This is a genomic window from Bacillus sp. FMQ74, assembly GCF_001875785.1.
In the GTDB taxonomy this organism is placed as follows: Bacteria; Bacillota; Bacilli; order Bacillales; family Bacillaceae; genus Bacillus; species Bacillus stercoris.
Map to the genome: position 1 here is coordinate 93615 of NZ_MOEO01000009.1, position 13376 is coordinate 106990.

At 47.4% G+C, this 13376-nt stretch carries 14 protein-coding genes and 2 pseudogenes; 5 read left to right on the forward strand and 11 right to left on the reverse strand.

Features of this window, described 5'->3' with window-relative positions; translation table 11 throughout:
* Window positions 1-17 precede the first annotated feature (17 nt).
* Window positions 18-1145, reverse strand: a complete 1128-nt coding sequence (gene ansZ, locus BLL41_RS16835) for an asparaginase AnsZ (protein ID WP_071578730.1) — start codon at window positions 1143-1145, stop codon at window positions 18-20.
* Window positions 1146-1360: 215 nt separating this feature from the next.
* Between ansZ and lmrA the strand changes: the two genes are divergently transcribed.
* Together lmrA and lmr(B) are read left to right on the forward strand one after the other, a co-directional pair.
* Entirely contained in the window at window positions 1361-1927 is a 567-nt protein-coding gene (gene lmrA / locus BLL41_RS16840) for a transcriptional regulator LmrA (RefSeq protein WP_014662655.1), read from the forward strand.
* A gap of 37 nt (window positions 1928-1964) precedes the next feature.
* Window positions 1965-3404 carry a lincomycin efflux MFS transporter Lmr(B) gene (lmr(B), locus tag BLL41_RS16845; protein ID WP_071578731.1) on the forward strand — a complete coding sequence of 480 codons (1440 nt, stop codon included), beginning with the start codon at window positions 1965-1967 and terminating at the stop codon, window positions 3402-3404.
* Between the two features lie 37 nt (window positions 3405-3441).
* Here lmr(B) and BLL41_RS16850 read toward each other — a convergent pair whose 3' ends face one another.
* The gene (locus BLL41_RS16850; RefSeq protein WP_071578732.1) at window positions 3442-4560 is read right to left on the reverse strand and encodes an aminotransferase class V-fold PLP-dependent enzyme; all 1119 of its coding nucleotides are present in this window, start codon (window positions 4558-4560) and stop codon (window positions 3442-3444) included.
* A gap of 77 nt (window positions 4561-4637) precedes the next feature.
* On the opposite strand from BLL41_RS16850, the gene pcp reads away from it, so the two are divergent.
* Window positions 4638-5285, forward strand: a complete 648-nt coding sequence (pcp, locus tag BLL41_RS16855; RefSeq protein WP_071578733.1) for a pyroglutamyl-peptidase I — start codon at window positions 4638-4640, stop codon at window positions 5283-5285.
* Window positions 5286-5350: 65 nt separating this feature from the next.
* On the opposite strand, the gene tatC is transcribed toward pcp, so the two are convergent.
* The 6 genes from tatC to cwlJ form a co-directional block, all read right to left on the reverse strand.
* Window positions 5351-6079 (reverse strand): twin-arginine translocase subunit TatC, encoded by a 729-nt coding sequence (gene tatC / locus BLL41_RS16860; RefSeq protein WP_071578734.1) that lies wholly within the window; start codon window positions 6077-6079, stop codon window positions 5351-5353.
* Between the two features lie 59 nt (window positions 6080-6138).
* Complete coding sequence (gene tatAD, locus BLL41_RS16865) at window positions 6139-6351, reverse strand: sec-independent protein translocase protein TatAD (RefSeq protein ID WP_003223835.1); 213 nt, start codon at window positions 6349-6351, stop codon at window positions 6139-6141.
* A gap of 12 nt (window positions 6352-6363) precedes the next feature.
* The gene (phoD, locus tag BLL41_RS16870; RefSeq protein ID WP_040084278.1) at window positions 6364-8115 is read right to left on the reverse strand and encodes an alkaline phosphatase PhoD; all 1752 of its coding nucleotides are present in this window, start codon (window positions 8113-8115) and stop codon (window positions 6364-6366) included.
* Between the two features lie 18 nt (window positions 8116-8133).
* Window positions 8134-8310 (reverse strand): hypothetical protein, encoded by a 177-nt coding sequence (locus BLL41_RS16875; protein ID WP_071578735.1) that lies wholly within the window; start codon window positions 8308-8310, stop codon window positions 8134-8136.
* Window positions 8311-8389: 79 nt separating this feature from the next.
* Window positions 8390-9121 carry a vWA domain-containing protein gene (locus tag BLL41_RS16880; protein WP_071578736.1) on the reverse strand — a complete coding sequence of 244 codons (732 nt, stop codon included), beginning with the start codon at window positions 9119-9121 and terminating at the stop codon, window positions 8390-8392.
* Between the two features lie 107 nt (window positions 9122-9228).
* Window positions 9229-9657 carry a cell wall hydrolase CwlJ gene (cwlJ, locus tag BLL41_RS16885; RefSeq protein ID WP_014475689.1) on the reverse strand — a complete coding sequence of 143 codons (429 nt, stop codon included), beginning with the start codon at window positions 9655-9657 and terminating at the stop codon, window positions 9229-9231.
* 388 nt (window positions 9658-10045) lie between these two features.
* Between cwlJ and BLL41_RS16890 the strand changes: the two genes are divergently transcribed.
* Both BLL41_RS16890 and BLL41_RS23145 read left to right on the forward strand, forming a co-directional pair.
* The gene (locus BLL41_RS16890) at window positions 10046-10432 is read left to right on the forward strand and encodes a YndM family protein (RefSeq protein WP_014478718.1); all 387 of its coding nucleotides are present in this window, start codon (window positions 10046-10048) and stop codon (window positions 10430-10432) included.
* A pseudogene (locus BLL41_RS23145) lies at window positions 10404-10466 on the forward strand (hypothetical protein); the annotation flags it as partial. The gene BLL41_RS16890 and the pseudogene BLL41_RS23145, both read left to right, overlap by 29 nt.
* A 20-nt stretch (window positions 10467-10486) precedes the next feature.
* Here the strand turns inward: BLL41_RS23145 and BLL41_RS16895 are convergent.
* The 3 genes and pseudogenes from BLL41_RS16895 to BLL41_RS16905 all read right to left on the reverse strand — a co-directional run.
* Window positions 10487-10825 (reverse strand): annotated as a pseudogene (locus BLL41_RS16895) (ABC transporter permease); the annotation flags it as partial.
* Between the two features lie 223 nt (window positions 10826-11048).
* Entirely contained in the window at window positions 11049-12581 is a 1533-nt protein-coding gene (garD, locus tag BLL41_RS16900; RefSeq protein WP_071578737.1) for a galactarate dehydratase, read from the reverse strand.
* 92 nt (window positions 12582-12673) lie between these two features.
* On the reverse strand, window positions 12674-13375 hold the full coding sequence (locus tag BLL41_RS16905; protein WP_071578738.1) for a FadR/GntR family transcriptional regulator: 702 nt from the start codon (window positions 13373-13375) through the stop codon (window positions 12674-12676).
* Window position 13376 lies beyond the last annotated feature (1 nt).

The following is a 13376-nucleotide window of genomic DNA, read 5'->3' on the forward strand; positions in this document are numbered from 1 at the left end:
TATTCGCCTTCTTTTCTTCAATACTTATTGAAATAAGCTTGGATCTTTTGAGGATCGTTTGTTTTGGTAAGCGCAAGGATCAGCAATATCCGTGCTTTTTGGGGGTTTAAAGAGTTCGATGCCAGGAGGTCCTTTTCCTCATAGTCTTGGTTTGGCGTCACGACACCATTTCCCGTACGGCTTGAACGCACTACAGTGACGCCTTTTTTGACTGCGCTGCCCGCTCCTTTTTCGGCTGCGTCAGATAAAGACCCGTTCCCAGAACCGGCAAAAACAATCCCTTTTGCTCCGGCTTTTACAGCTGCGTCAAACAGGTAGCTTCCATCATTTTGGTATCCATAGATAATGTCTACTTGCGGCAGCTCATCAAGATTAGAAACCGAAAAATCCGTATCCTTCGTATGCTTACGGCTAATCTCATTATTAAAATAGATATCATCAGCAATCGTTCCGACAAAGCCCATTTCATCTGATTTAAATGTATCTGTTGTGGTAGTGTTTGTTTTGGTGACATAGCGGGCTGAGGCAATCCGGTCGTTAAGAACGACGAGCGCACCTTTTCCTTTTGCCTCAGGTGTGCCTGCCACTTTCACTGCATTGTACAGATTAGACGGCCCGTCAGCGCTAATCGCTGTGGATGGCCTCATCGAACCGACGACAACAACCGGTTTATCGCTTTTCACAGTGAGGTTCAAAAAATAAGCTGTTTCTTCCAACGTGTCAGTTCCATGGGTCACGACGATTCCGTCTACATCATCTGAAGCGAGCAAGTGGTTGATGCGTTTCGCCAGCTTCAGCAATATTTTATTATCAATGTTTGTGCTGCCGACGTTGACAATCTGCTCGCCGCTGACGTTCGCGATATCCTTCATTTCCGGGACTGCCTCGATCAGTGATTCTACGCCGACAACACCTGCTTTATATTCAGTTGTTGAGGTTTTGGATTGATCGGCTCCTGCAATCGTGCCTCCTGTCGCTAAAATTTTAACGTTTGGCAGGTCCTTTTTGTCAGAGGCGGACGCCGAAGAGACTTTTTGTGTCTTTGTTTTTTCTTTCGGAGGTTCTTTTGTTTCAGGAGAATGCGAACATCCGGCAAAAACAAACAGTAGTGCTGTAAAAAGTACAAGCAGTCGTTGTTTTTTCATCTCTTTCTCTCCTTACATCCTTATGATGATTAATCATTGAATATTTTATCTATTCAGTCAAAAGGCCAGTCAGCTTTTCTCTCACTTTTTTTGTTGTAATATACTTCTTTTTTTGTCTTTTCATACAATGAATTTCTCTTGACAATTGATGAATGAATCAAGATAATAGACCAGTCACTATATTTTTGATTGCAATTCAGTAAGGTGGGAATGTTATGAGTTATGGAGATTCCCGTGAGAAAATCCTTTCGGCAGCTACCCGGCTTTTTCAGCTGCAAGGGTATTACGGCACGGGGCTGAACCAGATTATAAAGGAAAGCGGCGCGCCTAAAGGCTCTCTTTACTACCACTTTCCCGGCGGTAAAGAACAGCTTGCGATCGAAGCCGTGAATGAGATGAAAGAGTATATCCGTCAGAAAATCGCTGACTGTATGGAAGCCTACACCGATCCAGCGGAAGGCATTCAAGCCTTTTTGAAGGAGCTCTCCTGCCAGTTTTCATGTACGGAAGACATTGAAGGCTTGCCTGTGGGCTTGCTAGCGGCTGAGACGTCATTGAAAAGCGAACCGTTGCGTGAAGCCTGCCATGAAGCCTACAAAGAATGGGCCTCTGTATATGAGGAAAAACTGCGGCAGGCTGGCTGCAGCGAGAGTCATGCAAAAGAAGCCAGCACTGTAGTTAACGCGATGATTGAAGGCGGCATTCTTTTATCTTTGACGGCAAAAAACAGTACGCCGCTCCTTCATATCTCCAGCTGCATTCCTGACTTGCTGAAGAGATAAAAAACGACATCCTACATGCAGTTGATAGAGAGGGGAAATGATTTTGGAAACAACAGCTAAAGCATCTCAGCAATACAAAGTGATGCCGATTATGATTTCCTTGCTGTTGGCCGGTTTTATCGGCATGTTCAGTGAAACAGCGCTGAATATTGCGTTAACCGACCTTATGAAGGAATTGAACATTACAGCGGCAACCGTCCAATGGTTAACGACGGGCTACCTGCTTGTACTCGGTATCCTGGTTCCTGTTTCAGGACTGCTGTTGCAGTGGTTCACTACTAGACAGCTTTTTACCGTGTCACTTATCTTTTCAATTTTAGGGACGTTGATCGCGGCGCTTGCGCCAAGCTTCCCGTTTTTATTAGCGGCAAGGATCGTTCAGGCACTTGGAACCGGTCTTTTACTGCCGCTGATGTTTAACACAATCTTGGTGATTTTCCCGCCTCATAAACGGGGCGCCGCAATGGGAACGATCGGGCTTGTCATTATGTTCGCGCCCGCCATCGGGCCAACTTTCTCAGGATTGGTTCTGGAGCATCTCAACTGGCACTGGATTTTCTGGATCTCTCTTCCGTTCCTTGTGCTGGCGCTTATTTTCGGTATCGCATATATGCAGAATGTATCTGAAACGACAAAGCCTAAAATCGATGTATTGTCTATCATCCTGTCGACGATTGGCTTCGGCGGCATTGTGTTCGGATTCAGCAACGCGGGTGAAGGCTCCGGAGGATGGTCCAGCCCGACCGTTATCGTGTCGCTGATTGTCGGCGTTGTCGGCCTTATCCTATTTTCAATCCGCCAGCTGACAATGAGGCAGCCGATGATGAACCTCCGTGCGTTCAAATACCCAATGTTTATTTTGGGTGTGATCATGGTGTTCATTTGCATGATGGTCATTCTGTCATCTATGCTGCTTCTGCCGATGTACCTGCAAGGCGGCTTAGTCCTGACGGCATTTGCATCTGGTCTTGTTCTCTTGCCAGGAGGTATTTTAAATGGATTTATGTCCCCAGTTACAGGCCGTTTGTTCGACAAATACGGGCCGAAATGGCTTGTCATTCCTGGATTTGTGATTGTCACTGTTGTTCTTTGGTTCTTCTCAAATGTCACAACCACTTCAACGGCTGTGCTGATTATCATCCTACACACCTGCTTGATGATCGGGATTTCTATGATCATGATGCCTGCGCAGACAAATGGTTTAAACCAGCTGCCGCGTGAGTTTTATCCTGACGGCACCGCCATTATGAACACACTTCAGCAAATGGCGGGCGCTATCGGCACAGCGGTTGCGGTCAGCATTATGGCTGCAGGCCAGCATGATTATATGAGCACAGTTAAAAACCCTGCCGATCCGGCAGTCATCCCGCAAGCGTTGACAGCGGGTGTGCAGCACGCGTTTGTGTTTGCAATGATTGTTGCCATTATCGGTTTAATTGGCGCTTTCTTTATGAAGCGCGTTAAGGTAGATCATTAATATGAAAAGCCCCTGACCTAGTGTTCAGGGGCTTTTTTTATGTTAACTTATAGATCATTTTCGCCGCGATTTCATCAATCGCGTGCCGCATTTCCTCCTTCGTATTATAAAAGTGGGGAGCAAGACGGATGACTTCGCCCCGCGGCGCGCAAATCACTTTTTTCTTCTTCAGCAATTCCGCCGTTTCCGATGCCCGCTCATCCCGGATCGCAACCATGCCCGGCTGAACCCCGCCTTGTGCCGACGCCAGTTGCAGGCCTTTTGCAGCTGCATATTGACATGCATCGGCACAGATCGTTTTTACATGATTCCGGATATGAGAAACCCCGATATGATTCAACAGCGACAAAGCCGCTGCAGCTGCATATATGCTGATAAAAGCTGGGGTGCCTGTTTGAAAACGGCGCGTGCCTTTTGCATAAGCCGCATCAAATCCGTTCTCACGGCCAAACCAGGCTGATCCTTTCGGCTTCAGTGCGTCTGCCAGCTCCTTTCTCACATAAAGAAACGCCACGCCCGGTATGCCGAGCAAATACTTCCGGGTGCCTGCCGCCAGCATATCTACACCCCACTCCTTCACATCAATGGGAATGTGTCCCGCTGATTGATAAGCATCCACAAATAACAAAGAGCCTTTTCTCTGAGAAATCTCGGCGATCGCTTTTATATCCTGAACATAGCCGTCACGATAATGAACGTGAGGAACACACGTCAGCACTGTTTCTTCTGAAATATGTGTTTCATACTGTTCGAGCGGCATCACACCGTCTATTGATGGAATGACAGATACGTGATTGTCGCATTGTGCCTGCCAGACATGAGACACTGCCGGAAAATCCATCTCCGTATACACAACATGTTTCTTTCTAAAAACAGATAAGGCCGATGCTACAGAAACCAGCGCATCAGAAACTGACGCCACAATCGCCACTTCATCCGGTTCAGCCCCGATTAGCTTAGCAAACTCGTTTCTCGCACTCTCTGTTTTTTCGATCGCTTCTTTCCAATTCGTCCCCCTATGCAGCAGGCTGTCATGATAATCCTGGATCGCCCTTGATACAGGCTCTGCCAACGCGCTCTGAGAACAGCTGGCAAGCATTGTATGTGTCTGCAAGGTTGGAAATAACTGGCGATACTGCTCCGGCAAATGTTCCATTATGATTCACTCCTTTACATTATTTTGATGAAAAACCCATAAATAAACAATAGAATAAAAGAAAAGGAGTTGAGAAGATGAGAAAAAAAGTGCTGATCACGGGCTTTGACCCTTTTGACAAAGAAACCGTCAATCCATCATGGGAAGCGGCGAAACGTCTTCATGGCTTCAAGACGGATGAGGCAATCATTACAGCGGAACAAATTCCAACCGTCTTTAGAACCGCTCTGGACACTCTGCGCCAAGCCATTCAAAAACATCAGCCAGAAATCGTGATTTGTGTCGGCCAAGCTGGAGGACGAATGCAGGTCACACCGGAACGAGTGGCGATCAACCTTGCAGATGCGCGGATCCCCGATAACGAAGGACAGCAGCCAATTGATGAGGAGATTTCTCCAGATGGGCCCGCCGCTTACTGGACAGGACTTCCCGTGAAACGAATGACTGCTAAGATGAAGGAACACGGCATTCCAGCTGCGGTTTCCTACACAGCGGGGACCTTTGTATGCAACTATTTGTTCTACGGGTTAATGGATCACATTAGCCGGACAGCTCCACACATTCGCGGCGGGTTTATTCATATTCCTTACATTCCGCAGCAAACAATCGACAAAACAGCGCCGAGCCTCAGCCTCGACACGATTATCCGGGCATTGAGAATCGCCGCTGTTACGGCCGCACAATATGATGAGGATTTGAAGTCACCGGGCGGTACGCTGCACTAAGCGGCCGCCGCTGTTACGGCCGCACAATATGATGAGGATTTGAAGTCACCGGGCGGTACGCTGCACTAAGCGGCCGCCGCCGTTTCGTCCCTCAGCCTCTTTTTGTAGACAAACGCCGATAGGGTGACACTCACTTCAAACAGGACAAGAAGCGGGATCATCACGAGAAAATCAGAAATAAAATCAGGCGGTGTAATCAATATGGACACGACAATCAGCAGAAAATAGGACAGCTTTCTCGCTTTGGCCAGTCTGTAAGGATTTAAGATGCCCAGCCTTGTTAAAAACATCACCACCAAGGGCATCTCAAACAAGAAGCCGAACGGCAGGCTCAAATTCACCATAAACCTAAAGTAGCGGTCAGCCGTAAACATCGTTTCAAAGTGGCCGGAGGATAAATGAGTCAAAAAGCTGAGCACGATCGGAAACAAGACAAAGTATCCGAAGGAGATGCCCGCCAAAAACAACGCAAATAAACCTGGTATGTACATGAGCGTCACCTTGCGCTCCGTTTTCGTCAGCGCCGGTGCAACGAAACGCCACAGCTGGTACGCGGCAACAGGGATAGAAGCCGCAATGGCACAAATGCCGGAAAGCATCATATACACCCAGAGGATTTCGCTCGGCCCAAGCACAGCCAGCTTTCCATCCAAATCCCTGATCAGCCAGTCATAAATGTCCTGTACGAACAAAAAAGCCGTGACGAGAAATAGAAAAAATGCCGCGAGGGTGACAATAATCCGGCGGCGAAGCTCTTCTAAATGCCCGATCAGATGGGTTTCTTTTTTATCCATTCAAAAAAGCCCTCCCTTTCATAAAAAAGAGGCAGACCCGGTGTCTGCCTCATCAGCACTCAGCCCGCGTTTTTGTCCTGCTTTACCGCTGTCAGCTCAGCTGATTTTTCTTCTTTTTCATCACCAGACACAAGTGATTTTGTGGCACTTTTAAATTCCAGCAGTGTCCGTCCGGCGGCTCGTCCGATTTCCGGCAGCTTGGAAGGGCCAAAAATAATGAGGGCGATGACGAAGATCAGAATCAAGCCCGGTATTCCAATGTTTGAAAACATAATTTTCACTCCTTAATTCGTGATTTTTGCCCGCTTCTTAATCATTTGTTTTTCGTGGGCTTTGTTGTGCGCAAAGAAACGATCCTCTTCGACCTCATCGGATTGCTTCACCCCGCCTTGGATCGTTGTGGATGACACCTTTCTCAACCCGGTTTGGTCTTTCTGGTAAACGAATGAAGCCCTTGTTGAAATGGCTGCGCCCGGCTCGGTCACAAACGGCATCACCCGATAATCGGCTTTCCACTGGTGAGGTGTCACTGTACAGCGGACATATCCGCGATAGTCGTTAAAGAACTTGATGTGCGGATTTTCTTTTAAAATTTGGTCTGTATCCGCCCGCTTATCCGCTCCGTTCCCTCCTGAAGTAATCGAGGTTCCGACAAATTCGGCTCCGAATATTTTTGAACTTGTCTTCTCGAAATCGACATGCAAATTCGATGCCCAGCTTGCGTGTACATCACCTGTCAGGACGACAACATTATTTAGATTTTTGCTTTTAATGAAATTGATAACCCGTTCGCGCTGAGCCGGGTAGCCGTCCCACGAATCCATGCTGTAGATCGGGCTTGCGCTTGTCCCGAAATTCCATTTTGCAAAGAAAATCTGCTGCGCCAGCACATTCCAGTGGGCTGTCGAGCTGCTCAAATTGTTGAAGAGCCACTGCTCCTGTTCTTTTCCTAGCAGGGTCCGATTTGGATTTCGCGATTCATCAGAAGGCGGCTTATTGCCGTCGTTATTGGCTTGGTCGTCCCTGTACTGGCGGGTATCAAGCACATTGAAGGACGCCAGGTTTCCGTACGTAAAGTGCCGGTACAGCTGCATATCCGGGCCATTCGGCAAAGAGGAAATGCGGAGCGGCATATGTTCATAGTATGCCTGATATGCTGCCGCGCGGCGGAGCACGAAGGCTTCAACCGACTGTCCTTTTTCCGGTATTTTATTGGCATAGTTGTTTTCAACTTCATGGTCATCCCAGGTTACAACCCAAGGGAAAGCCGCATGTGCAGCTTTCAGATTGGCGTCAGAACGGTATTGAGCGTGACGGTTCCGATAGTCTTGCAGCGTATAGATTTCCGCGCTGTTGTGCGTGCGGACATTTCCTGTTTTTGACACATACTCATTTGGACCGTATTCATATATGTAATCACCGAGATGGAAGACAAGATCAAGCTTTTCCTTTGCCATATGCTTGTAGGCCGTATAATATCCGTGCTCATATTGCTGGCAGGAAGCAAATGCAAAGGTCATTTGCGGCACATTGGCGCCAGGGGCAGGCAGTGTTTTTGTTTTTCCGACAGGGCTTAGTTCGTGTCCGGTTTTGAAACGGTAATAGTACACTTTGTTCGGCTCAAGCCCGTCCGCTTCCACGTGAACGGAATGGGCCAGACTCGGTTTAGCCATTTCAGTGCCTTTTCTTACGATTTTACGGAAATGCTCATCCTTTGCGACCTCCCATTTGACAGGGACTGCTTGCTTCGGCATCCCCCCGCCGTTCAGCGGATCTGGTGCCAGGCGTGTCCAAAGCACGACACTGTCAGAAAGCGGATCACCTGACGCTACCCCTAATGTAAACGGATAGCTTGAGAATTTAGGCGCAGCATTTACTTCAAAGGCCCCAACCGACTGGGCAATGGTTAATCCAAGAGAAAGTCCTGCAATCTTCCCCGCTCCTTGAATAAATTTGCGGCGGTCAAACGTATTGTTTTGAAAGCTTTCCTCTTTCAGTTTCTGTACCCATTCATCAAAACGACTGTCGTATGCCATTCAAGATCCCCTCTCTTCTCATTGATCGTCTCCATTATAGGAAATCATTGTTAAACGACTGTGAAGAAGTGTGAACCGATTGTAAGCGCTGAACATCAAAAACAGGTCTTCCCTCATAAGCCTGCCGCTGAAACATGCCGAAAGCTGGCTGAATGACGCGTTTCCTGCATATCCTGTCGTTTGCAAGCCGCCCATTCGGCCTATTTTTCTTCACATGATCTTAAAAAAACAAAAACACCGAGCCATTTCGCAGAATGACTCAGTGCCTTATCAGTTATTTCGAAAACAATCTGCTGAAAAAGCCCTTCTTTTTCGGCTTTTCAGCAGGGGGCTCTTGATCTCTTACAATTCCTTTTTCCTTCGCTTCTTTCAGCCAAAATGGAAATTCAGCAAGCAGAGCATCATAGAGCTCATCATCAGAAATACGGTCAATCTCTTCGATATGGAGGAAGTTCGTGTTATCAACGACACGCCCTTCTAACGTATCCAGTTTATTGAGAAAATCAAAGTTTCCGTTTCCGATGCCGACAAACTGCCAGAACACCGGTTTATCAGTAGAAGCTTCAATAATCGGTTTGATTGACTTTTTACAGCCCCCGTCATTGATAAAAACAATGAAAGAAGGATACGAGCTCGGTTCCTCCGCAACATATTTGCGCAGCACGTCCTTCATGACTGGCGGCTCATCATTTCTGCCGAATTTATGCAAGCGGTCATTATTTAAAATTTCACGCTCCACATAGCCCGAAAAATCCTTTTCTGAAACTGGCTTTAATCGGGAATATTCATTATCATACACCCATACATCCAGCAAACCGTTATCATCAAACTGATCAGCCACTGCCAAAATCCGCTCCACCACATTTTGAACCGTCCCGTTTTTGTAGAGCGTTCTCATCGAGCCCGTAATATCAAGAACCAGTCCGACACGAGCCATCACCTTCGTTAATTGCTTTTTCTCCAGTACGATCTTTACACTTTTCTTTTGCAGGTCGATGGTTGCCATTCTGTCATCTCCGTCAGTTCTTTTTTCTCCGATTATCTCACAGGAATATTTTCCATTTCATTTCTTTTCAAAGAAAAACACCGTTCAATTTGAACGGTGTCCTGTCTCTAAAATGTGTTATATACATTTTCACACGTCTCCGCCGTCGGCTGATAAAAGCAGTGTGACTTAAATCTGGCCACAAACGGCTGGTTATACCACTGGGCGGGACAGTCCCCCTCCGGCCTGAAATACCATAAACTAAATTTTGCAGGCCAGCGCCTTTCACCATTAATCGACCGGCGTGCAAGAGCACGCTCGCTATCCCGTGCTCTTTGATAAAAATATCCATGAGTCACAGCCTCAAACGCGTGTGGTTGAAACACCATCTGCCTAATGGTGCGGAGGCCTTTAAAGTCCGAGCAATTCGCCCGCAGCCGATTAATTCCAACGTTGCCGACAAGCAGCATCCCCTGCTTGCCTTCGCCTTCCGCTTCCGCTCTGAGCAGCCTTGCCATCAAATCGACATCCGCACTCGTTGCTCTCACGACCGCCATCACGTCACCTCCCCTTGATCTCTTTTCATCATATTTCATTACTTCAGAAGTGATGACGGAGGGACAGGTGAAGTTTTTAAATTAATTCATCTAAAAGCACCAAACATTTTGTTTCCTAAAAAGAAAAATGGCTGGTTGGCCGTCAAGGCATCGTCTGGTGCGAGACGGACTCTGCAATTTCCGCTGACGAAGCAGCCGGAGACTCAATTCCTGATCCATCCCCCTTAATAAATGTATGGGGCTTTTGCACCCGCTCCGAAAAGCATAAACATCAGCAGCACTGTGATCTCCGCCTATATATGGATCCGAAAAAACTCAAAATAAGGTTTAAGTTTTTACATTTGAGGAATTATACATAACAAATCAACTGACAAAAGGAGGAATTGTAATGACACATGTGAAAGCGCTCGCGATTAAAGGTATTATGACGATTATTGTGTTGTATCTGGTGCTTGGTCTGGGCTTTGGTTTCACGTTTGGAGATACGCTTTTAATGACGATAGTGTTAGGGGTTATTTCTTATTTGCTTGGGGATCTGTATGTATTGCCGAGATGGAATAATATGATTGCAACTTTGGCTGACTTTGGCTTGGCCTTTCTCGTTATCTGGCTGATGGGCATGCCGCTTTCTCTGGGGATGACTGGCGGTGAAGTTGCGTTGGCGGCTTTATTCGGCGCGATCGTCATGGCAATCGGTGAATATTGCTTCCATTTCTATATGATGAGCAAAGAGATTGGCAAGAAGCATTATCTTGAAACAAGAACAGACTCATAATAGAAAGGCCGGTGCTGACAGCATCGGCCTTTTGTGAATAGCGGGCGCCTTATTTCAAGCATCCTGTTTGTCTACATTCATGATCGCCATGCAGGAAAAGATGATACCGAGGGCCGCCAGAAATAATGGGATATACACAACAGATGAAATCGAGAAGCCCGGACTTGTTTGACTAGTGAGCGTTACAATCACTACAGAGGAAATGATGGTTGCCGGAACGGAGTGCTTACGCATCCCAAAAAAGATGGGCACTAAACTCGTTCCAGCGGCGCCAAAAGTGAAAACCGCCATTTTTACCGCCTGCTGAGAAATGATTTCCGAAGTTAACTCTCCCGGTATGAAATGGTAGATCGAGTTCAGCCCAAAGAAAACTGCTGCTATGAGTATATTCGAAGGTACAAAAAAGAAGGCAGGCATCGCCACCCTCTTTTTTGATAACCATATAAGGGCTCATACATAGGCGGATTCATCCCGATTCTCCCGCATTCAGGCGAGAGTTGTTCACTATTGAATTCGTGTCACTCGGAATCTAATGAATGCCATGCTGTAACCCCTTCGTTTCCTATGCGTTAATTGTATTTTACAGCATATTCTCTAATCGCTATAAAAAAATGAATCAAGTCACTGGAGCAGGATTGAACAAGCACAAATCATTATGAAGGCCCCAACGGTCAGCCCACGTTTGTTTGCGGCCGCTTGCCACATCCAAAATCGTCCTGAAGATTTCCCAGCCTACATCTTCGATACTGGCCTCTCCTGTCGCGATTCGGCCGGCATTGATATCGATTAAATCCGCCCAATGCTCTGATAATGAATGCCGCGTCGATACTTTCAGCACCGGTGCAGCCGCCAAGCCGTACGGTGTTCCCCTCCCTGTCGTAAACACCTGCAGATTCATACCCGCAGCCAGCTGCAGGGTTCCGCACACAAAATCGCTTGCCGGTGTGGCTGCGAACAGCAGGCCTTTTTGCTCTGCCCTTTCACCTGGGCCGAGCACGCCGGAGATGGGGCTAGTGCCTGATTTCGCCACTGAGCCTAATGCTTTCTCCACCACATTTGATAATCCGCCTTTTTTATTGCCTGGTGACGGGTTCGCGCTTCGATCTGCGTCTCCCCGCCGAAGATAGCTGTCATACCACTTCATCTCTTTGATCAGCGATTGTCCGACCTCTTCACTGACAGCCCGCGGCGTTAATAAATGAATGGCATCACGTACCTCTGTCACTTCAGAAAACAAAACCGTCGCACCTGCGCGAACCAATAAATCAGCCGCATACCCCACGGCAGGGTTCGCCGTCACGCCGGAAAACGCATCACTGCCGCCGCATTGCAGGCCGATAACCAGATCTGAAACAGGGCATGTCACACGGGTTCTGCTGTTCAGCCTGATTAACCGCTCCTCCGCCATTTCCAAAATGGATTGGATCATCGCCGCAAAACCTTGATGATCCTGGAGCGATAGAATGTCATCATCATTCTCAGAGGCAATTCTTGCCGGAAGGAGCTTTTCACATCCCAATCCAATTACCATCACTTCTCCGCCGAAGTTCGGATGCTTCGCGAGATTTTGAATCGTGCGGATCGGAATGACGGCGTCGGGCGCATTGATCGCCACGCCGCATCCGTATTGATGATGCAGCGGTACAACGTCATCGACGTTTGGATATTTCGGCAGCAGCTCTTCTTTGATCCGTTTGACCGCATAATCCAAAACGCCAACGACACATTGAACACTTGTGGTGATACCGAGGATATTTTTTGTCCCCGCACTGCCGTCCGCATTCCGGTAGCCTTCAAATGTATATCCTTCAAGAGGGGGCAGCGGCTTCGTCACTCTGTTTGCGAGAGGAAGATCGTCTAACGCCGGAGGATCGGGCATTCTCACGAGGGCTTCCCGTACCCAGCTCCCGCGTTTGATCGTCTCATCAGCAAATCCGATCACCTCTCCGTAACGCACGATCTCATCCCCTTGATTGAGATCGGTTAAGGCCACCTTATGGCCTTGAGGAACATCCTCTTCAAGGACGAGTCCACATGAAAAAACAGTGCCCTTTGGCAGTCCTCCATCATTTACAATAATTGCCGTGTTATCTGTGTCGTTAACTTTGATGTAAAGAGGCGCCTGGTTTTGCCTGAGGTTCATCGCCATATGAAAATCACTCCTCATATCTTAGTAAGCGTTTTCTTAATTGGTTTTAAAAAAACCGCAGCTCCTACGTTTCAACTGCGGTTATCTCACCATTATTTTCCATCAAGTCCTTTTAGAATTTTGTCACGGACAAATTTCAGATGCTCATACATGTGGTAATGCGCTTTGTAAGGATCTCTTTTGGCAAGGGCGTCGTAGATTTTTTTGTGATATTCGACCGTTATATCTCTCTCCCTGTACGGAATTTGGCTGTCAATTTTCGCATGGGTGATTAAGAGGGATTGAATCATCCCCTCTACAACGGGATTATTTGCACTTAACGCTATAATTCGATGGAATTCTTTATCCGCTTCACCATAAAGATTGTCAGTGCTGTTGGCAATATCGTCGATTGTCTTCTGCAAACGCTGAAGCTCATCCTCATTGATTTTTTCCGCAGCAATCGTCACGAGTCCGAGTTCTAACGCCATCCGCGCTTCAATGATTGCCGGAAGATTATCAGTCGCCAAGGCAAGCATGACGGAAAATGGCTGCATGCCGATTTTATCGTTGAAATATGTGCCTCCGCGGGTTTTTCTCGTAATGACGCCCAGCGTTTCAAGTGAACTGAGCGCCTCCCGAAGCACCGGCCTGCTGACATGCAAAATGTCCATCAGTTCCATTTCTGTCGGCAATTTGTCTCCGGCCCTCAACTGTCCGCTCGATAATAAATGGACAATCCGTTCGATGACCTGTTTGGCTAATGTTTTCCGATTGACTGTATCGACTTTCAAATCCTCTAAACCTTCGTACACG

Coding starts and splice junctions, on each gene's coding strand:
- BLL41_RS16850 (WP_071578732.1), bottom strand. CDS start 4,560: ATGGAACATTTGCCGGAGCAGTATCGCCAGTTATTTCCAACCTTGCAG.
- pcp (WP_071578733.1), top strand. CDS start 4,638: ATGAGAAAAAAAGTGCTGATCACGGGCTTTGACCCTTTTGACAAAGAA.
- BLL41_RS16890 (WP_014478718.1), top strand. CDS start 10,046: ATGACACATGTGAAAGCGCTCGCGATTAAAGGTATTATGACGATTATT.
- BLL41_RS16880 (WP_071578736.1), bottom strand. CDS start 9,121: ATGGCAACCATCGACCTGCAAAAGAAAAGTGTAAAGATCGTACTGGAG.
- phoD (WP_040084278.1), bottom strand. CDS start 8,115: ATGGCATACGACAGTCGTTTTGATGAATGGGTACAGAAACTGAAAGAG.
- garD (WP_071578737.1), bottom strand. CDS start 12,581: ATGGCGATGAACCTCAGGCAAAACCAGGCGCCTCTTTACATCAAAGTT.
- ansZ (WP_071578730.1), bottom strand. CDS start 1,145: ATGAAAAAACAACGACTGCTTGTACTTTTTACAGCACTACTGTTTGTT.
- tatAD (WP_003223835.1), bottom strand. CDS start 6,351: ATGTTTTCAAACATTGGAATACCGGGCTTGATTCTGATCTTCGTCATC.
- cwlJ (WP_014475689.1), bottom strand. CDS start 9,657: ATGGCGGTCGTGAGAGCAACGAGTGCGGATGTCGATTTGATGGCAAGG.
- lmrA (WP_014662655.1), top strand. CDS start 1,361: ATGAGTTATGGAGATTCCCGTGAGAAAATCCTTTCGGCAGCTACCCGG.
- BLL41_RS16875 (WP_071578735.1), bottom strand. CDS start 8,310: ATGGGCGGCTTGCAAACGACAGGATATGCAGGAAACGCGTCATTCAGC.
- tatC (WP_071578734.1), bottom strand. CDS start 6,079: ATGGATAAAAAAGAAACCCATCTGATCGGGCATTTAGAAGAGCTTCGC.